At 39.8% G+C, this 17358-nt stretch carries 22 protein-coding genes; 5 read left to right on the top strand and 17 right to left on the bottom strand.

The window, feature by feature from the left end; translation table 11 throughout:
* Nucleotides 1-11: 11 nt before the first annotated feature.
* The 3 genes from B4U37_RS08785 to B4U37_RS08775 are packed head-to-tail and all read right to left on the bottom strand — an operon-like array spanning nucleotide 12 to nucleotide 1418.
* Nucleotides 12-554 (bottom strand): GNAT family N-acetyltransferase, encoded by a 543-nt coding sequence (locus B4U37_RS08785; RefSeq protein ID WP_088017920.1) that lies wholly within the window; start codon nucleotides 552-554, stop codon nucleotides 12-14.
* Nucleotides 555-561: 7 nt separating this feature from the next.
* On the bottom strand, nucleotides 562-900 hold the full coding sequence (locus B4U37_RS08780) for a hypothetical protein (protein WP_088017919.1): 339 nt from the start codon (nucleotides 898-900) through the stop codon (nucleotides 562-564).
* Nucleotides 901-911: 11 nt separating this feature from the next.
* Nucleotides 912-1418, bottom strand: coding sequence for a GNAT family N-acetyltransferase (locus tag B4U37_RS08775; RefSeq protein WP_088017918.1), 507 nt, complete (start codon nucleotides 1416-1418; stop codon nucleotides 912-914).
* A 191-nt stretch (nucleotides 1419-1609) separates the two neighbouring features.
* Here B4U37_RS08775 and nagA point away from each other — a divergent pair, with 191 nt between their 5' ends.
* Genes nagA through B4U37_RS08760 form a run of 3 tightly spaced genes read left to right on the top strand, consistent with a single transcriptional unit; the run spans nucleotide 1610 to nucleotide 4284 of the window.
* Entirely contained in the window at nucleotides 1610-2800 is a 1191-nt protein-coding gene (gene nagA, locus B4U37_RS08770; RefSeq protein WP_088017917.1) for an N-acetylglucosamine-6-phosphate deacetylase, read from the top strand.
* Between the two features lie 4 nt (nucleotides 2801-2804).
* Complete coding sequence (nagB, locus tag B4U37_RS08765) at nucleotides 2805-3539, top strand: glucosamine-6-phosphate deaminase (RefSeq protein ID WP_088017916.1); 735 nt, start codon at nucleotides 2805-2807, stop codon at nucleotides 3537-3539.
* A 19-nt stretch (nucleotides 3540-3558) separates the two neighbouring features.
* A complete protein-coding gene (locus B4U37_RS08760; RefSeq protein ID WP_088017914.1) occupies nucleotides 3559-4284 on the top strand; it encodes a GntR family transcriptional regulator in 726 nt (241 codons plus the stop codon).
* 50 nt (nucleotides 4285-4334) lie between these two features.
* Here the strand turns inward: B4U37_RS08760 and B4U37_RS08755 are convergent, their stop codons facing one another.
* The 9 genes from B4U37_RS08755 to B4U37_RS21945 all read right to left on the bottom strand — a co-directional run bounded on the left by B4U37_RS08755 (nucleotide 4335) and on the right by B4U37_RS21945 (nucleotide 11027).
* The gene (locus B4U37_RS08755; RefSeq protein ID WP_029326322.1) at nucleotides 4335-4844 is read right to left on the bottom strand and encodes a CAP domain-containing protein; all 510 of its coding nucleotides are present in this window, start codon (nucleotides 4842-4844) and stop codon (nucleotides 4335-4337) included.
* A 257-nt stretch (nucleotides 4845-5101) separates the two neighbouring features.
* Nucleotides 5102-5857, bottom strand: a complete 756-nt coding sequence (locus B4U37_RS08750; protein ID WP_010192629.1) for a threonine/serine exporter family protein — start codon at nucleotides 5855-5857, stop codon at nucleotides 5102-5104.
* Complete coding sequence (locus tag B4U37_RS08745) at nucleotides 5858-6325, bottom strand: threonine/serine exporter family protein (protein WP_088017911.1); 468 nt, start codon at nucleotides 6323-6325, stop codon at nucleotides 5858-5860. It lies immediately after the preceding gene.
* Between the two features lie 109 nt (nucleotides 6326-6434).
* Nucleotides 6435-7013 carry a YdcF family protein gene (locus B4U37_RS08740; protein WP_088017910.1) on the bottom strand — a complete coding sequence of 193 codons (579 nt, stop codon included), beginning with the start codon at nucleotides 7011-7013 and terminating at the stop codon, nucleotides 6435-6437.
* Nucleotides 7014-7450: 437 nt separating this feature from the next.
* The gene (locus tag B4U37_RS08735) at nucleotides 7451-8095 is read right to left on the bottom strand and encodes an SDR family oxidoreductase (protein ID WP_088017909.1); all 645 of its coding nucleotides are present in this window, start codon (nucleotides 8093-8095) and stop codon (nucleotides 7451-7453) included.
* Between the two features lie 132 nt (nucleotides 8096-8227).
* Entirely contained in the window at nucleotides 8228-9064 is an 837-nt protein-coding gene (locus B4U37_RS08730; RefSeq protein WP_088017908.1) for a nucleotidyltransferase family protein, read from the bottom strand.
* A gap of 352 nt (nucleotides 9065-9416) precedes the next feature.
* Complete coding sequence (locus B4U37_RS21950) at nucleotides 9417-9578, bottom strand: hypothetical protein (protein ID WP_010192618.1); 162 nt, start codon at nucleotides 9576-9578, stop codon at nucleotides 9417-9419.
* Nucleotides 9579-9585: 7 nt separating this feature from the next.
* A complete protein-coding gene (gene spoIIP / locus B4U37_RS08725) occupies nucleotides 9586-10566 on the bottom strand; it encodes a stage II sporulation protein P (RefSeq protein WP_088017907.1) in 981 nt (326 codons plus the stop codon).
* Nucleotides 10567-10835: 269 nt separating this feature from the next.
* Nucleotides 10836-11027, bottom strand: coding sequence for a hypothetical protein (locus B4U37_RS21945; protein WP_157663754.1), 192 nt, complete (start codon nucleotides 11025-11027; stop codon nucleotides 10836-10838).
* Between the two features lie 157 nt (nucleotides 11028-11184).
* Between B4U37_RS21945 and B4U37_RS08720 the strand changes: the two genes are divergently transcribed.
* Nucleotides 11185-12330, top strand: a complete 1146-nt coding sequence (locus B4U37_RS08720) for a glycosyltransferase family 2 protein (protein ID WP_088017906.1) — start codon at nucleotides 11185-11187, stop codon at nucleotides 12328-12330.
* Between the two features lie 15 nt (nucleotides 12331-12345).
* Here the strand turns inward: B4U37_RS08720 and B4U37_RS08715 are convergent, their stop codons facing one another.
* From B4U37_RS08715 to B4U37_RS08700, 4 genes are all read right to left on the bottom strand, one after another.
* A complete protein-coding gene (locus tag B4U37_RS08715) occupies nucleotides 12346-12738 on the bottom strand; it encodes a hypothetical protein (protein ID WP_010192611.1) in 393 nt (130 codons plus the stop codon).
* 131 nt (nucleotides 12739-12869) lie between these two features.
* Entirely contained in the window at nucleotides 12870-13433 is a 564-nt protein-coding gene (locus tag B4U37_RS08710) for a maltose acetyltransferase domain-containing protein (protein WP_010192608.1), read from the bottom strand.
* Between the two features lie 34 nt (nucleotides 13434-13467).
* Nucleotides 13468-14400 carry a nucleoside hydrolase gene (locus tag B4U37_RS08705; protein WP_088017905.1) on the bottom strand — a complete coding sequence of 311 codons (933 nt, stop codon included), beginning with the start codon at nucleotides 14398-14400 and terminating at the stop codon, nucleotides 13468-13470.
* 108 nt (nucleotides 14401-14508) lie between these two features.
* Nucleotides 14509-15435, bottom strand: coding sequence for a phosphatidate cytidylyltransferase (locus B4U37_RS08700; protein WP_010192603.1), 927 nt, complete (start codon nucleotides 15433-15435; stop codon nucleotides 14509-14511).
* Between the two features lie 105 nt (nucleotides 15436-15540).
* On the opposite strand from B4U37_RS08700, the gene B4U37_RS08695 reads away from it, so the two are divergent.
* Nucleotides 15541-16095, top strand: coding sequence for a C40 family peptidase (locus B4U37_RS08695; RefSeq protein ID WP_029326319.1), 555 nt, complete (start codon nucleotides 15541-15543; stop codon nucleotides 16093-16095).
* 37 nt (nucleotides 16096-16132) lie between these two features.
* On the opposite strand, the gene B4U37_RS08690 is transcribed toward B4U37_RS08695, so the two are convergent.
* Nucleotides 16133-17098: a DUF6612 family protein gene (locus B4U37_RS08690; RefSeq protein WP_088017904.1), complete on the bottom strand. Its 966-nt coding sequence runs from the start codon at nucleotides 17096-17098 to the stop codon at nucleotides 16133-16135.
* Nucleotides 17099-17358: the final 260 nt, after the last annotated feature.

Here is a 17358-nt window from a genome sequence, read left to right as displayed (position 1 = left end):
TTTCTAAACCTTTATTTACCTAAGTCTTCTCTAAGTATGGAAAAGACATTTGCATCATGAAATGTTCCACCTTGATATAAATATCCCCTCAAAAGGCCTTCATGAGTAAACCCTAATTTTTCCAAAACCTTTCTCGACCCGACATTTTCAGGATAGACATTGGCTCCAATTCGATGGAAATTCATCGCCTCGAACCCAAAGTGGACCAATGCCCCAATAGCCTCTGTTGCATAACCTTTTCCCCAATAAGGAATATCTATTTCATACCCTATTTCTGCACGTTGATGTTTTTCCGATATTGCATGAAAACCGCATGTTCCTATAAGACTATTCGTTTCCTTTTCAACGATTCCCCATCTATAAAGAGATGTATAGTCATCAATGAAATCTTTAATGAATTTATTTGCCTCTATTTTTGTCTGGAAGGGCTCCATCCCATAAAATCTCGTCATCTCCGGTTGGGAAAAATAAGAAAAAATAACATCTGAATCTCTTAACGTAAGACTTCTTAACTGAAGTCGCTCGGTTCTGAGCATTGGTACTGGCTTTAACATGATCTCCCTACCCTTCTGTCATCTCTGCTACGATATATTGGTTTGTCCACATTTTTAACATGATAACGAGGCTTTCATCCCCTTTTGAAAATAGAAAGGTAGAACCTAATTGTTTTTCAAATACCCAACCGTTCTCTTCCACATGGGAAAGTACATCCTGTAATCCTGTACCTTCGTCCATTTTTGCCATAACTGTTGTCGAATCTTCTGCAGAGGAAAGTGTTACAACAGGTGAACCGGTCAAAGCTAACTTTGCCGCACCCCTTACCTCTTCATTGAATGCAAGTAGTGTTCCTGTGACTAGTAGTATGCCTGTGAAAATGATGAGCCCCCATTTCCATTTCATTCTACTTCCTCCTACTCTACTATTTTTCTCCCCATAATCACCAAATCCCTTTTTACAGAATCAAGTTCTGCGACACCCGGAAGATATCCCCATTTTTCAAATCCATATTTTTCAAACAAACGTATACTTGGTACATTATGTGCAAAAATAAATGCCAATAAATTCTCGATCTGAAGGGCTGGACATTCTTTTATCGCTTTTTCTAATAATAAGGCTCCTAGTCCCTTCCCTCTCGTTTCTTCGCTAAGATAAATACTTACCTCCGCCGTTGCCTGATAGGCCGGGCGACCGTAAAAGTTCTGGAAACTAATCCATGCACAAATTTGATTATCAAGTTCCACTACCTTTAATGGTCTATCATTATTATGTTTGTGAAACCATTCTTTTCTACTCTCCACTGTGACAGGAGAAGTATCCGCCGTCACCATCCTGCTTTCAATGGTGGAATTATAAATGGAAACTATCTCGGGAAGGTCTTCTATAACAGCATTTCTTAATTGAATGGATAAGTTATTCATGATGATTCACCTTTCTAGTATTCTATGCTTTTATTCTGTTAATAGTATATTATTTCATAAGAAAATTGGATAGAATAATTTTGGAATTTGCGTCACTATAGTTGTATATACCAATAAGTAAATTGGTATATACAACTAGACATATTTTTGCTAAGCTATACATATAATAAGTAGGAAAAGAGGACTTTGACATGGCTTTGCAACCAAATAGCTACGCCCTCCTCTCTATGAAGATCGTGACAGAAGAGGAACTAATCGAAAATGGATATATGATTATAAAAGAGGGAAAGATCGCTGATTTTGGCCCTCTAAACGAATACACCAATAATAATAATCTGCCCCAAATACACTTATCGGAAGAGCTTTATGCCGCCCCAGGCTTTATTGACCTACACATCCACGGATTAAATGGGGCCGATGTTATGGATGCAAGTACGGATTGTATCAAAAATATGGCGAATACTCTACCAAAAGAGGGAACCACTAGTTTTTTAGCTACTACCATAACGCAAGAAAAATCGGAACTAGTAAAAGCATTACAAAATGTAAATTCCTTTATTCCTTTTCAAAATCAGAGTGATGTTGGAAGCGAAGTATTAGGAGTGCATCTTGAAGGACCTTTTATCAATGAAAAACGCGCTGGTGCTCAGCCACCTGCCTTTATTTTAGAACCATCTGTAGAAACATTTCGTCATTTCCAGTCCGAGTCTGGCAATCATATTAAATTGGTTACTCTCGCTCCTGAAGAAAAAAATGGTTTGGAGTTGGTCAAACACCTTTCCGATACGGGAGTAATCGCCTCCATCGGGCATTCCGATGCTTTATATGCAGAAGTAGTGAAAGCAATAGAAGCTGGTGCAGAGCATATTACTCATTTCTTTAATGGAATGCGCGGAAGTCATCACCGTGAACCAGGCGTCGCTGGTGCCGGCCTCGCCCACCCTGAACTCTATTTGGAAATGATTGCAGACGGCATACATGTTCATCCTGCCATGGTAAAAGCAACTTTTCTTGCTAAAGGCGTAGATCATATCCTATTGATAACCGATTCCATGAGAGCTAAATGGTTGGACGATGGAGAGTACGAGCTTGGTGGCCAGAAAGTGATAGTAGAGAATAACACCGCCCTTCTGGAAGATGGAACCCTTGCTGGAAGTGTACTAAAAATGAACGACGCTATTAGAAACATGAAGAAATTCACCGATTGTACGATGCAAGAAGCAATCCAAATGGCAACAGCCAATCCAGCCAAACGACTTCATGTATGGGATCGAAAAGGTAGCATTTCGATTGGCAAGGATGCAGACATTGTTATCTTAGATGAAGAAATGCAAGTGAAAATGACCTTCTGTAAAGGGATTCTGTCATATAAAGGAGAGTAAACGTATGGACATCATCACTACCCCTTCTTATGAAGCTTTAAGTAAGGAAGCGGCATCTTATGTTTCAAGAAAAGTCCAAGAAAATCCTCACATCGTACTCGGGCTCGCCACTGGAAGCACTCCTACCGGTATGTATGAACAATTGATTAAGAATCATATAACCCTGGGAACAAGCTACCGAAATGTAACCACATTTAATCTAGATGAGTATGTAGGGATGAGCAAGAAAAACCATAACAGCTACTATGCTTTTATGGAGAAACATCTTTTTCAGCATATAGACATCCAAAACGAATTTACTTTTATACCGGATGGGATGAGTGATCCACAAAAGGAATGTGGCCTATACGAGGAAAAATTAAGAAAGCATGGACCAATTGACCTTCAAATCTTGGGCTTAGGAGCTAACGGACATATCGGGTTTAACGAGCCTGGCACTCCATTTTGCAGCAGGACACATGTGGTGGAGCTGACTGACTCCACTCGCAAGGCTAATTCCCGTTTCTTCAAAGGTATAGAGGATGTTCCGACGCATGCCATCACAATGGGAATCGACTCGATTGTGAATGCCAAAGAAATACTTCTGCTTGTATCCGGAGCGATCAAAAAAGAAGCCTTTGAGAAACTGTTGTACGGCGATATTTCAGAAGACTTCCCTGCTTCTATTTTGAAGAAACACCCTTGTGTAAAAATCTTAGCAGACCAATCTGCACTTGACACTTCCAGCATTATTGCATGAAAGGAGCGAACTACCCTAAATGATTGATAAAACATCCCCTATTCCAATTTATTATCAATTGGAATCTTATATAAAAAACCAAATTGAAGCAGGATTCATTTTACCAGGTGAAAACATCCCTTCAGAAAGGGAATATGCCGAAAACTATGGTATCAGCCGTATGACTGTTAGACAGGCTATCAATTCCCTTGTTAATGAAGGACTTCTTTATAGAAAAAAAGGAAGCGGCACTTTTGTTTCGGAAAAAAAGATCGAGCAGCCCCTTCAAGGTTTGACAAGTTTTACAGAAGATATGCAAAAACGCGGCATGACCCCAACTAGTAAACTGATTCACTTTGAAGTCATTCCGGCAAACAGTTTTATCGCAAATGAATTGAAAATCAGTGAATATGCCCCTGTATATGAAATAAAGAGGATCCGCCTTGCCGACGGTGAACCAATGGCCCTTGAAACAAACTACCTTTCTGCGAACTTGGTAAAAGGCCTTACAGAAGAAAAGGTGAAAGCGTCTATTTATTCCTATGTAGAAGAGAAGCTGGGCCTGCGAATAACCCATGCCGAACAGATGATAGAATCAGTTAGGGCTACAGACGATCATGAAAAACTATTGAATATCGAGAAAAATCATCCGATGTTATATATTCAACGCAACACCTTTCTTCATGATGGAACCCCCCTTGAACTTGTTAGGTCCGTTTATAGAGGAGACCGTTATAAATTTCAGATTAAGATGGAGCGAAATTAGACATTTTCATAGAAAAGGCGGTACCTTAAGGATGAGGTACCGCCTTCGTTTTATCTGGAGATGAACATTTGCGTCCAGTAATGACCATATTGGCCGCCTTTGGCATAGCCCACTCCAATTTCTGTATATTGACTGGATAAGATATTTTTACGATGCCCTTCACTGTTCATCCAAGCATTCATGACCTCTTGTGGTGTTTGTTGCCCAGCAGCAATGTTTTCACCTGCTGATCGGTAAGAAATACCAAAGTTACGAATCATATCGAATGGAGATCCATATGTTGGTGACGTGTGGCTGAAATATTTTTTATCAATCATATCTTGAGATTTATATCTTGCAACTCTGGATAACTCCCAGTTTAGTTTCAAAGGCTTTAAACCATGCTTAGCACGTTCCTGGTTTACTAACTTAGCAACCTGCTCTTCTTGTGTTTGCCCCTCTCCTTTTTCTGGAATAGTAATTTCTTGACCTGGATAGATTAGGTCAGGGTTCTTGAGTGTAGAATTCGCTGCGATCAGTTCGGATACCCCAACCTGATATTTCACCGCGATCTTCCACATTGTATCACCGGATTGAACCGTGTGAGTAGTAGCTGCAAATGCAGCTGAATTTCCACCTAAGACTAGTGCGACAACCGACAAAGTTATGAGGACTTTCTGTAAAATTTTCATACTATTAATCTAATATGAATTTCTCATTATGAAAACAAGTAATTATTGTAAAATAACGAAATATACTGTTAATTGCCTGTCATGACTGTAATGAGAAATATATTCCAACATTTCTGCGGGGGCTGGTTGGGGTGGTCGGTGGCAGTTCAGAGGAATACAACCGCCACACCTGCTCCGATAGCAAAAGCTGTAAAAAGCGCCTCTGCTCCTTTCGATAACCCTGAAACGAAATGCCCCACCATCAGGTCTCGGACAGCATTTGTGATAAGGAGACCAGGGACCAATGGCATAACAGAACCAATGATAATTTTATCCAACTCCATCCCAAATCCAATGGTAACCATCGCCAGAGCGACAAGACCAATGATCAATGATGCGAAAAACTCTGCAAAAAACTTAACACGTGTGTAATGTTGTATCAGTAATAATCCGGAATACCCCAAACCACCGGCAATCATTGCGGGTAGAAAATCCGTCCACACACCCTTGAACATGATTAAAAAAGAGCCGCTGACTAATGCCGCAGCGAGAATCTGGTAGCTTATCGGAAAGAGAAGATGCGACTCCTCTAATTGAATCAGTGATTGATGGGCCTCTTGCACAGATAGCTCACCCGCTGCAATTTTTCGAGAGATTTGGTTGACTTGTGCCACCTTTTCTAAATCGGTGGTTCTAGAATTGATTCTGACTAACCGTGTAGGGTTATCTCCTTGAAGTGAAACGATGATTCCGGTAGGAGTAACGAAACTGTGCGTTTCTTTTATACCGTATGATGCAGCAATTCTTGTCATCGTATCCTCCACCCGGTACGTCTCCGCTCCCCCTTCCATCATAATCCTTCCGGCAAGCAGGCAGACTTCCAGAATTTTCTCCGTTTCCCGTTCTGTCATTTCCTTTGTCACCTAACTCACCTCACGTTTAACATTATTAGAAGCCCGCTTTATGATATTCATGACTACTTGCATAATTACCTCAGCAAACACCAACCCCATCGCGATGGCACCTGATATCATAAATGCCTTTGCCGCCAAAGGAATGGCTGCTAGATAATCATTTTCCGCAATTTGCCGCATCGTATTATAGGCCAATCCCCCCGGTACAAGCGGGATGATTCCTGCCACACTGAAAATAATCATCGGCATCCTGAAACGCTTTGCCATTATATGACCCACAAGCGCCACCATAAAAGACCCGACAAATGAAGCCACCACGGGGTCCACACCCGCATCGGCCAATATTATGTAAAAAATCCAACCAATCATCCCAACCGTGCCGCAATGAATCAAAGCCCTTCTCGGTGCATTAAATAGGACCCCAAAACCAGCAGCCGCAATAAAGCTGAATCCCAACTGTGAAAGTAGATATAGCATGCTGTCACCTCTTATTTCTAGTACTGCTTATTATATAGGAAAGTGGGGATAGAAAAAACCTCCTTTTGGGGAGGAGGCTTTTGGGTTGCTCGTTGTGTATGCTTCCGCTCTATTTATCCATTATCCAAGTCTTCGCAACAGCGAAATATTCCCGTGACCATAGCTTTAAGATTGCTATTTTTGGAGTTTTTCCGGCAAGTGTATGAACCTCTGCAAAGTCGAGTCTTTTTCCTATTAGGGATGCACGATACATGTGAAAATCATTGCTCACAATCGCAACAGAGGCACCGTCCTCCATTAGAGCTTTTGAATAGGACAGGTTTTCAAACGTGGTAGTCGATCGGTCTTCGAGGATGATTCTCTCCTCTTCAATGCCATGTTTTACAAAGTACCTTCTCATTGCCTCAGCTTCTGTAATATCCTCTCCTGGTCCCTGACCTCCTGATGCGATGACTTTGGTATTTGGATTCTCCTTCAGGTACTCTAGCGCTGCTTCTACTCTAAATAGGAGTGCCTTCGTCATCACTTCCCCCTTCACTCGTGCTCCAAGGACGATCAGGTAATCCATACCTTTGGGAGGTTCTTGTTTAGCAGTCTGATAGATGAGAGAGTGGACGATGATTATGTAAATTAACAGCATAACCATTGTGATTTTCATTAACGTTTTTACTCGCTTTTTAGTTATCATGTTTGTTTTTCCTTATCTGGTTTAGTTTGTCTATTAGTATAACGAAATGGGGGTGGGTTTAGTTTCAAGTTTGTTGATTTTGGTGGTCAAATTGTAGAATATATGGTTTTAGTGGTCGAAGTGGGCTTGGGAAATGTAGAAGGTAGTCCGGGAAATGTAGAAGATCCACTTTTTATGGTAGAAGGTGAGGACTAAACTGTAGAAGCTTGAACGAAGAGATTGCGTCGAGTAGAAAGTTGTCCCAATATTAAGGGGCTAGTGTGGAACGGCTCGTATATTTCTGTAACGGAAAATAAATGATGGAGTTTGGAAAATATAATTGCCTTTTCGGCTCGTAAATTCCACTAACTGAAAATAAAATCTGCAGTTTGGAAAATAAGCTGAAAATAAGACGTAAAAGACTGCCTCCTCCAAAGAGACAGTCTCGACGTTCCCTTTTATATTTTACTCACAGCTTCCTCTACGTTATCTTCTCCAGCAACGACGTCAAACGCAGCACCATACGTATTTTTAGCCCCTATTACTGCTAGCAATACCTTCGCTACATCTTCTCTAGCGATAGATCCAGGTTCAATGTTGTCTCCGATTTCCACCTTGCCGGTACCTGATTCATTCACCAATCCACCAGGTCGCACAATGGTGTAGTCCAAACCACTTGCCATTAACACCTTATCCGCATAATGTTTGGCAACATAGTATGGACGAAGGTCGTCGTTCCAATTTTCGCGATTGTCCGCTTGGAACGCGCTTACCATTACATAACGGGAAATGCCTGCTTTTTCCGCCGCTTCCACTGTTTTCGCTGCTCCATCTAAATCAATCAATAAGGTCATCTCGGATCCCGTGCTTCCTCCAGATCCTGCTGTGAATACGACTGCATCACTGCCTTTAAAAGCATTCGCTAGATCTTCCACCGAACCTTCTAAATCCGCCAATACCGATTCAATTCCATCCTTTGCAAAACTTTCTGCCTGCTCTTCTTTCCGAACCATTGCTATAGGGGTGTATCCTTCTTCTTCTTTTAAGAAATGCACAAGTTGTTTTCCAATCTGTCCGTTTGCTCCAACTACTGTTACTTTCATCGATAACACTCTCCCTTTTCTTTTGTGTGCATTATGACAAATGCATGAAATGATAGCAAATGAACTGCTCACGGATACTATTCCCTTAATAGTAGAAAAAGCAACATGTTTGAGCACATGCTGCTTTTTTGTTTATAGAACCATCCCTATAATTTCATTTAACCAAGCTTGATTTACAGGCACCCTTAGCCTTTCAGCAAGAACACGGTGGACCCGGGTAAACTCTTCTACCTGACTTCTAAAAACATGAACCAACTTTTGCTCATCACGCATCCCAACATCCCAGGAAACTAATTGATTCATCTGCTTCTCACTCAAAGGACTCCTCCGCCCTTCAACCTTCGACCAGTCCCCAAATGAATTAGGCACTTCCCCCATTTCCACATACCAACCTATTACAATGGAATAGCTCAGAGAATTGACCATTTGAAAAGCATAATTATACTCCCCGCGTTGAACCCGGCGATAAACTTCATGCAGATAAGCAAAGAATTTGCCACGCCACACTTCAAATTCTTTTTCAGAAAATAGATAGTCTATTGATTGGGACTTGTCTCTTATCTGAGAGATAATTCCGTTAGGATCATGTTCAATCAAAAGATGCTTTAAATAAGGAGAAGGTTGCAAATCAGATTGCCGGTAATAAAATGTGTCCACTTTTATAAAAGAACTAAAATGAGCGATGGAATATGGTGCCCTCGGAAAATCTTCATAATATAATACATCACCCCACTTTGTTGCGCGTTCTTTTTTATTCAAACGATAAGTTTCATAGGCAGAGTCCTCCACAACAATACGGAGATCTAAATCGGAGTACAAGTCTTCATTGCCTTTAGCAAGCGAACCTCCATAGAAGAAAGCTAGAATGTCAGTATCATGAACTAAGTCTTTATATATAGCCTCTCTCAATTTCTGTCTTTCTATAGGCAAGCAAGCATCTCTTTGTTCATGTTTAGTTAAAAATCCCACACATAATAAATCATCTCCCTATTGGTTGTTGTATTTTTATTTCTACAAAAATATGTAAAAACCTTTAAAAGAGTGGGAATAACAATTTCACTCTTAACTTAGTAAAGGTGAAATTAGCCTAATTGTAGAACATTTGATATAAATGGCAGAAGGTCGAGTGGGAAATGTAGAAACTAGTCTGGGAAATGTAGAACGTCAAAAATTATAGGTAGAAGTTAAAGGTTAAGGTGTAGAAGCATAATCGATGCTGCCACCAGAAAAGACAAATCTAGTTACCCAAACCCACTTCTAGTAAATCCAAACCTCAAACTCACTAAAAATCAAAAAAAGAGCAGAAGAATATCCTGCCCCTTCATTTCGCCATATAAAAATCCTCGAACAAAGAAATAGAAACTACAATCACCCCTGCAAAAAAGGAAGCCAAAGTAGCAATCCAATGAAAGTAATTAAAAGAAATGACTATAGCTACAAACATAACTACTAGCCAAAAAAATGTATATTTAATCTTGCTCACTCCTTTATCAAAACTCTCCCGCTTCCCTTTCTTCCCATACAATTTCACTATAAATATCTGCAAATGCCTTAATGGCGTTACGCGCTTCTTCCAAGTTGTTGTCCACCCCTCCAACTTCTAAAAGAATGGCTCGGTTTGAGAGGTCTTGATTATATAACCCGTTTCCAGTTGACTTTCCTTTAGGAATGACTCCCCTGCTCAGGCCAGGGTACTTTTTTTCAATAGCATGATGAATACTTTCGGCAAATTCCAGATTTTTTTCGTAGTTCTTATGAGCTGTCCCCACTACAAACAAAAGTCTAGCGTAGCTTTTTCCATCTATCACTTCGGTTGTCTTTTCTTTTCGTAAAGCGTCACGATGAATATCAATTAAATATTCCACATCACTATTAAACGTCATGGCTGCTTCCACGGTTTCCCTAGAATATTGGTAGGAGTGGTTGTAATTCCAACCTCTTGCAGCAAGATCCTTCGGGACATTTCTTGTATCATGATTCGCTTTTATTCCTTTATCTGCAAGTTCATTTTTAAGCATTTTTCCAACTGCTATTACATTTGCCTCGGGGTTATTGCTCGTTGCATCATCCGGTTCACTTACTCCCCTTAAAAGTGGCAGGTAAGATTCCCAACTATGAGATTGATAGATATGCACAATCGTCTCATCTATAGTCTTCTCTGGTGAGGGGGTCGGTTCATCCTCATCCTCATCGACCAAAAGCATTTCCTCTGCAATCTCACGCTCTTTTAGGAGCACTTCCATAGGGGCCGAGGATTCAAATGGGATATCAGTATAGTCGGTTCCTTTTCCGGCAACATAGAACTGTGTATCATATGCAAAGAAGCCAGGAATTTCATTTCCCAAAAAACTTCTAATATCATAAGGTTTCAGGTTGGTTGCCAGTTCAAATGATAACTCCATGATTGGGAGCTTTGGAACCTCGACATCCTTGCCAGTTAAATAGTGATTCTGTGATTGAATGATGTTCAAATACAGTTCGGTTGACTGTACCTTCCTTAATATATTTCCTACATATTCAGAGGAGAGTTTAGTAGATAAGACGCTAGTAATGGTGGATATGACGATAAATAACAACACCAAGAATATTACGGTGTTATTAATGAATAGAAAAAAACCTGTTCGTTTTGTAGACTCTATTTTACCCTCCTCCTTTCTATCTAATTTGTATGCTTCCTTGATAGAAATTAGAAGGTGAAAAATAAAAAAGATGAACCCACTAACCGGCTCATCCCCCTCGCTTATCCCCTACTCTTGCAACCATCGCAAAAATTAGATGCACTATTAAAGTATTCCCTGCCACATGATACGCACATGGATGGGCGCACAAACTTGCTGCCGTAGATTTCATGATGTTTTTTTAATGATAGATTTAGAAAATAGAAGAAAACAGCGACAAGTACGGTAAAGCTGATAAAAAATATCCAGATCATCCCTAACACACCTTTTAAGCTTTTTTACTATATTCTACCATACGAAAAAAGAAAACGAGGTGATTTAATGTGAATTTCTGAATTCCCATCACACCTTACCATGTGCTATTTGCATCTTCCTTCTGATAAAATACAAGAATCAACTACTGGAGGGTCCATGATGCTCTATCTAGCTATATTTACCTTTCTGTTCTGGTTTGCTGTATGGCTGGATGCAAAGATTGGTATGAGTAAAACAACGAAAATAGAAGATGTTCAAGAAAACACTAGTTTACATAGTAGAGGTCCCCTTCTTTCCGTCATCGTCGCTGCGAAAGATGAAGAAAAGCATATAGAAGCTAGCCTGCTATCTCAATTTCAACAAACGTATTCCAATATCGAATGGATTGTCGTAAACGACCGCTCTACGGACCAGACTGGCTCCATAATTGATCGAATGGCAAAAACCGAACCGAGAATGAGATGCATCCATATTGAACATCTAAGTGAAGGGTGGCTAGGGAAAAACCACGCATTGTACGAAGGCTTCCTTCAAAGCAAAGGCGAGTACATTCTTTTTACCGACGCAGACATCATATTCGAGAAGGATACCGTCTCAAAAGCAATAACATATTTTCAAAACCAAAAACTCGACCATTTAACCCTTGCCCCCAATCTAAAAGGAAGCAGTTTCTGGACTAATGCGTTTGTTTCTTTCTTTCTGTTCGGTTTTGGCTATTTTAAAAGACCATGGAAATCCAATGACCCAAAAAGTAAATCTGCCATTGGAATCGGGGCTTTCAACCTTTTAACTAGAAATGCCTATGAGGAAATTGGTACGCATAGAAATATTAAAATGCGGCCAGATGATGACTTGATGCTTGGGAGGCAGATCAAAGAGGCCGGAAAAAAGCAACACTTGGCTCTCGCGCTCACCCACCTGCAAGTGGAATGGTATCCTGACCTGCGTTCCGCACTTGTTGGATTAGAGAAGAACACCTTTGCAGGACTTTTTTATAGTTACTTCATGGTGTTGTTTGCTATAAGTGGTTTGTTTCTCTCACAACTCTTCCCTTTTATAGCCTTGTTTGTGACGACTGGGACCACTCAACTAATTTTCTTATTAAGTATCTTGATGCTATTCCTTGCCTACAACCAAACCGCTAACAAGATGGCAAAAGGGGCAAATATCTATCTAACTGTATTCCCTGTTACTGTCTTACTTTTCATTTACAGTATTGCGCGAGCAACCATCCTCACTCTCTACAGAGGCGGCATCATTTGGAGAGGTACCTTCTACTCCATCAAACAACTTAAAAAGTGACGGTCCCCCGTCACTTTAGTAATGCCGTACAAGTAATATTAATTTTAACAACGGATATACTACAATCGCCATCGACAACTGAACGTATAAAACCATCTCCACGGAAATTCGATTCATTATTAATAGCAACACGGAACATACCACACTTGTAGCCATGAGAATGTATGCTACATGTCCACTTTTCTGATTGATTTCAGCACGCTTTCTTTTCGTGGGACGATAATGGCGCCTCATTACAGCACGGATAATTTCAGATAACCCAAGCAAAATGAAAACCACCGGGATATATTTCAATTTCCCAGAATTATGTGCTTCTACAAGCAAAAACACGCCAAACAACATAATAAGTATCGGCAAGCCAAAGGCTATAATTGGTTGATCAAATAAGGAATGCTCTTCTTTTTCCAAAACCGTCCCTCCCACCAAATACACTAGTATGTACAGTTCCACAGCTAAACTAGAACCACTGAAAATATAGATAAACAAAAGAAGAATCGTTACATTATATGCAACGATTACTAGAAAAAATGATAGATTCTTTATATTACTTCGATTTCTTTTATAATGCGTGCTGGATTTCCTCCAACCACTACATTCGGAGGAACGTCTTTCGTCACAATGGCACCAGATGCAACAACCACGTTATCACCGATTGTTACTCCTGGATTAATTACGGCACTGCCGCCGATCCAAACATTATGACCAATTTTTACAGGAATGCCGTATTCAGAACCTTTGTTTCTTTCCACAGGATCAATAGGGTGTGTTGCGGTGTAAATATGTACGCCAGGTGCAAGCATACAGTTATCCCCAAACTCTACTTTGCACACGTCAAGAATGCAGCAATCAAAGTTTGCGAAGAAGTTTTCCCCTACATGGATATTGTATCCATAGTCACATCGGAAGTTCGGTTCAAGAAAGACATTTTCTCCTGTTGATCCGAAAAGCTCCTTTAGCAGTTCGACTCTTCGGTCCCCTTCTGTTTCTGTAGTTTCATTGATTAGGCGGTTTAGCCTTCTTGCGTTGACTCTTTCCTCCATTAATTGTGGATCCCATGGTTTGTATAACTCTCCAGCAAGCATTTTTTCTTTCTCTGTAGTCACTTTTTTACCTCCTCCATTGACGAAGCTTCTCTAATTATATAGGCCTTGTTAAGTTTTGAAAAATTTCTTGCAAAAAGTGCTCGTAGTCGAAGCCTAAAGCAATGTGATGTTTACTCTCATCATCCGAGTCCATATGACGGAAGTCTGCAAACGATTTGCCCCTTGTCTTCCCTTCTACCACAACATGCACTTTTTTAGCCAAGTACTGCATTCTTTGTGGATGGGCAACAGAATAGATTGTTAACAAATCATGAAAAGGGGCACCATCCATTCCAGGTACGAGTTTTGAATAGGCCTTCGCATAAAATTTTATAATCGGAATGTATATATCTTTAAATCTATTTTTACTATAGTACTCAAGGGCTTCTCCATACTCATTTGTAATGATTGCCTTTTGAGTGACATTTAGAGGCGTTAGGAAGACTTTTTTACCGTGAGATAATAATAAATTGGTTGAGGTAGGGTCTCCAAAGAAATTCGCTTCCGCTACAGGGGTAACATTCCCCGGAACCATGAAAGCTCCTCCCATAAGATGCAGTTCTTTTACCTTACCCATCACTTCCCTGTTTAATAAAAAACAAGCAGCCAAAGTGGTTGATCTGCCAAGGTCGGCAATGACTACATCTTTATTTCGGTTAATAATATCGAATACCTCACCAAGGTTATGAATTCTAAACTGGTAGGTCCCCTTTTTCACTTTAATAGGGCCGATACCATCTTCTCCATGTATCTCTGGATAGTAGTTGGCAAGTTCTCCGGAAACCGGCATCTCTGCACCATTAAATATCGGGATATCCATCCTGCCGGCCAATTGCAAAATATGGGCCGCATTATTAGCAGCAGTAATCTTATCCACATTTCCGTAACTGCACACAAGACCAAGAACTTCTATCTCAGGATGAAGCAGCGCATAGATCAAAGCAAGTGCATCATCTATTCCCGGATCACAAAAAATAAGCAGCTTCATACATCATTCCTCCTAATATCCTGTTATTGTAAAATATTAGGCAAGATGTAAAATTATGTGATTCAAAAGATGTATTTCTTTTCCCCCTTTATAAACAAGCCCTAAAACCTACATAAAATCAAAATAGTACCGGATCACGTGAAAGAAAATTGGGGCAGAATATGCTAGGCTATCCACCCTTGTCAAATAGCTTTTCTTTAAAACAGACGCTTTTTCGTCATCCCCCACTAAAAGGTCACGTTTTAAAACCGATACCGCCAAACTTCCTCCAAAACAAGCCACACTTATAATCAGACCAGATAATATGCCAAACAATTCATTTAGTGGGGTTAAATAGGCAAATAGATTATAGGAAACTCCTGTTGTCACAAAGGTGGAAATCAGAAAACCCTCCCACGTGATGTTTGGATTGGATGACGGGATAACCTTCTTTTTTCCAATATAGAGTGAAATTAAATATTGAATCACATCATGCAATTGTGTCAAAACAACCAAATATAACACTAGGTTTGCACCATATTCTGGGCTTGCAACTTGATAGAATGCTAAATGACTCAGTCCGAATACCATCAGCATCAACCCCCATTGAGTAGATGATACTGAGCGAAGAAAACCGACCGTTCCTTTCCCAAGGATCCTCGGTAAAGGCAAGAATAAAAATACGTAGACTGGTATAAAAACAATGAACATGCCATACCACCCGATATAGATCCAATAAAACTGAATGGGAATAGAGAGATACGCCCACAAAAATAATTGCCTGTCGACCTTGCGTGTTCGCAATATCGAGAAATACTCTTTTAATGAAAAAAAACATAAAAACATAAGGGCAAATAAAGATACCATTGGATGAAACAGCGTCGCAATACTAAATACTGCAAGCATCCCCCACCACGTTTTCACCCTCACCGATAAATCCGAAAAATCTTTAGACGTGGTATTTCTTTTTACTATGTAAAAGATAATATTAAACACACTTAATCCAAATGCAATAACTAATAACGTGATGACTGCCTCTTTCTCGAAAATAAACATAAGAATCCCCCTATCTACCTATTATTATGAAATTAATGGTTAATTTTGGTCAAGAGAAATTATATAATATAATGGTAGAAATTATTTTTAAAAAAGGTGTTGGGGATGATGGAAGATACATATGTTTACATATTACTTACTGATACAGGTACCTTATTTACCAAATCCATAAAAAAATATACGAAAGCACCTTATAATCATGTCTCCCTTTCCTTTGACGGTGATTTAAAGGAGTTGTACAGCTTTGGTAGAAAGCGGCCAAGCAACCCTTTTAACGGAGGCTTTGTCAGGGAAGATGTAGAGAATGGAACCTATAGAAAATATCCCGGCACCACTTGTGTTATATACAAAATGACCGTTACGCAACGGGAAGTAGAAAAAATGAGGAGAATCATTGGGGTCTTTCGAAAGAAAGAAACAAAATGGTTCTATAATCTGCTTGGTGTAATCGGCGTTTCCATCAATGAACCGGTAGAAATTGATTCCAGTTATTTCTGTTCCCAGTTCGTTTCAGATGTTCTTCACCGCTCAGGTATCAAGTTATGGGATAAACTCCCCTCTCTTGTTACCCCTGATGATTTTAGGCAAAGCGAACGGTTGGAGTGGGTATATGAGGGAAAGCTGTATGACTATGAACCTGTAAAGCTAAGAATAACGTAAAAGAAGGGAGGAACCTTTATTGGGTCCTCCCATTTTTTTAGTAGCTGCCTTGTTGTTCCATTTGTTCCATATCTTCTTGGGTAATTTCCTGTGCACTGTCTATGACTTCTTGTGGGACAGTAATTTCCCCCACTTCATCAAAGTTGCTTAATGTCGAATCCATCACTTGAATGCTTGAGATTGTTTCTCCATCCACATCCATTTCCATATCCATATTTAATAATACTTTCGTTTGATAGAAGCTTTCTTTATCAATATGAACTAAATAGCTTAATTGATTGACAGTCATCATGGAAAGCATTTCTTGCATCATTTCTCCCATGTCATCTCCCATCATTCCGCCGATCATCCCTGCCATTTCATTAAATTGTTCACCAGATCCTTCAAAGTTCAACACATAGTGGTCTTCTTCTTCCGTCATGGTGATTTCATCTGTGTAGTCTTTTAACATCTCTAACTGTTGTGCCGGATTTGTTTGCATTTCTGACATTGCGTTTAACTGTGCAGTAAATTCTTCCGGCATTTTAAACCACTGTCCAGCCATGGAATCGTATAGAAAGAAACCGTCTTCTGAGAAATACGATTCATTTTCCATGCCCTCCATCATTCCATCAGCATCTTCAATAGAAGTTACCTGATACATTGCCATTGGGTTTAATGACATATCAGTTGTGGTGGTGGTTACCATCTTAATCGTATCTTCCCCTGCCATGGTAATTTCCTGATCAGAAATCATTTCCATGGAATAACTAGAAAGATCAGCCATCGCTTCTGTGGACTTTTGCAGAACTTCTTCTGCAGTTAGTGCTTCTTGTTCTTCAGTTTCCTCTGATGCATCAACTTCCTCTACATCTGTGGTAGAGTTAGTTGTTTCTTCGTTAGTCGTCTCTTCCGCTTCAGCATTCCCTTCAACATTTCCGTTGACCCCATTGGAAGTGTTGCCGCAAGCTGTAAGTAACATAACAGCCAAAATACTTACAAGCATCATTTTCAAAGATTTCACATAATCCTCTCCTGTTCACTGTTGTTTTATAGACTATTTTCTTTTACCCTTATAAAGGATAAAAATAACAGTATTAACAAAAAGTTCATAAGTAAATATTTTCTAGTAAACTCTTTGTTTCTCACTTCTAAATACGAGGGGGGTTGCTAGTTGGTTTCAATAATAGGGATAATTAGTAAAATATGCCTAGTTGGACTACTTCTATTAGACATTACCTCCTCTTCAGACAGAGCTTCGGGCGTTTAGAAAGCTTCTATTAG

The sequence above is a fragment of the Sutcliffiella horikoshii genome (assembly GCF_002157855.1).
GTDB classification, from domain to species: domain Bacteria; phylum Bacillota; class Bacilli; order Bacillales; family Bacillaceae_I; genus Sutcliffiella_A; species Sutcliffiella_A horikoshii_C.
This window is presented reverse-complemented; position numbering and strand designations above follow the sequence as displayed.

Excerpts from the sequence above, each read along its gene's own strand:
- B4U37_RS08700 (WP_010192603.1), bottom strand. The coding sequence starts at position 15,435 with ATGTTTATTTTCGAGAAAGAGGCAGTCATCACGTTATTAGTTATTGCA.
- B4U37_RS21945 (WP_157663754.1), bottom strand. The coding sequence starts at position 11,027 with ATGATCTGGATATTTTTTATCAGCTTTACCGTACTTGTCGCTGTTTTC.
- B4U37_RS08780 (WP_088017919.1), bottom strand. The coding sequence starts at position 900 with ATGAAATGGAAATGGGGGCTCATCATTTTCACAGGCATACTACTAGTC.
- B4U37_RS08755 (WP_029326322.1), bottom strand. The coding sequence starts at position 4,844 with ATGTGGAAGATCGCGGTGAAATATCAGGTTGGGGTATCCGAACTGATC.
- B4U37_RS08775 (WP_088017918.1), bottom strand. The coding sequence starts at position 1,418 with ATGAATAACTTATCCATTCAATTAAGAAATGCTGTTATAGAAGACCTT.
- B4U37_RS08740 (WP_088017910.1), bottom strand. The coding sequence starts at position 7,013 with ATGATAACTAAAAAGCGAGTAAAAACGTTAATGAAAATCACAATGGTT.
- B4U37_RS08705 (WP_088017905.1), bottom strand. The coding sequence starts at position 14,400 with ATGAAGCTGCTTATTTTTTGTGATCCGGGAATAGATGATGCACTTGCT.
- B4U37_RS08785 (WP_088017920.1), bottom strand. The coding sequence starts at position 554 with ATGTTAAAGCCAGTACCAATGCTCAGAACCGAGCGACTTCAGTTAAGA.
- B4U37_RS08720 (WP_088017906.1), top strand. The coding sequence starts at position 11,185 with ATGATGCTCTATCTAGCTATATTTACCTTTCTGTTCTGGTTTGCTGTA.
- B4U37_RS08760 (WP_088017914.1), top strand. The coding sequence starts at position 3,559 with ATGATTGATAAAACATCCCCTATTCCAATTTATTATCAATTGGAATCT.
- B4U37_RS08695 (WP_029326319.1), top strand. The coding sequence starts at position 15,541 with ATGATGGAAGATACATATGTTTACATATTACTTACTGATACAGGTACC.
- nagB (WP_088017916.1), top strand. The coding sequence starts at position 2,805 with ATGGACATCATCACTACCCCTTCTTATGAAGCTTTAAGTAAGGAAGCG.
- B4U37_RS08745 (WP_088017911.1), bottom strand. The coding sequence starts at position 6,325 with ATGCTATATCTACTTTCACAGTTGGGATTCAGCTTTATTGCGGCTGCT.
- B4U37_RS08735 (WP_088017909.1), bottom strand. The coding sequence starts at position 8,095 with ATGAAAGTAACAGTAGTTGGAGCAAACGGACAGATTGGAAAACAACTT.
- nagA (WP_088017917.1), top strand. The coding sequence starts at position 1,610 with ATGGCTTTGCAACCAAATAGCTACGCCCTCCTCTCTATGAAGATCGTG.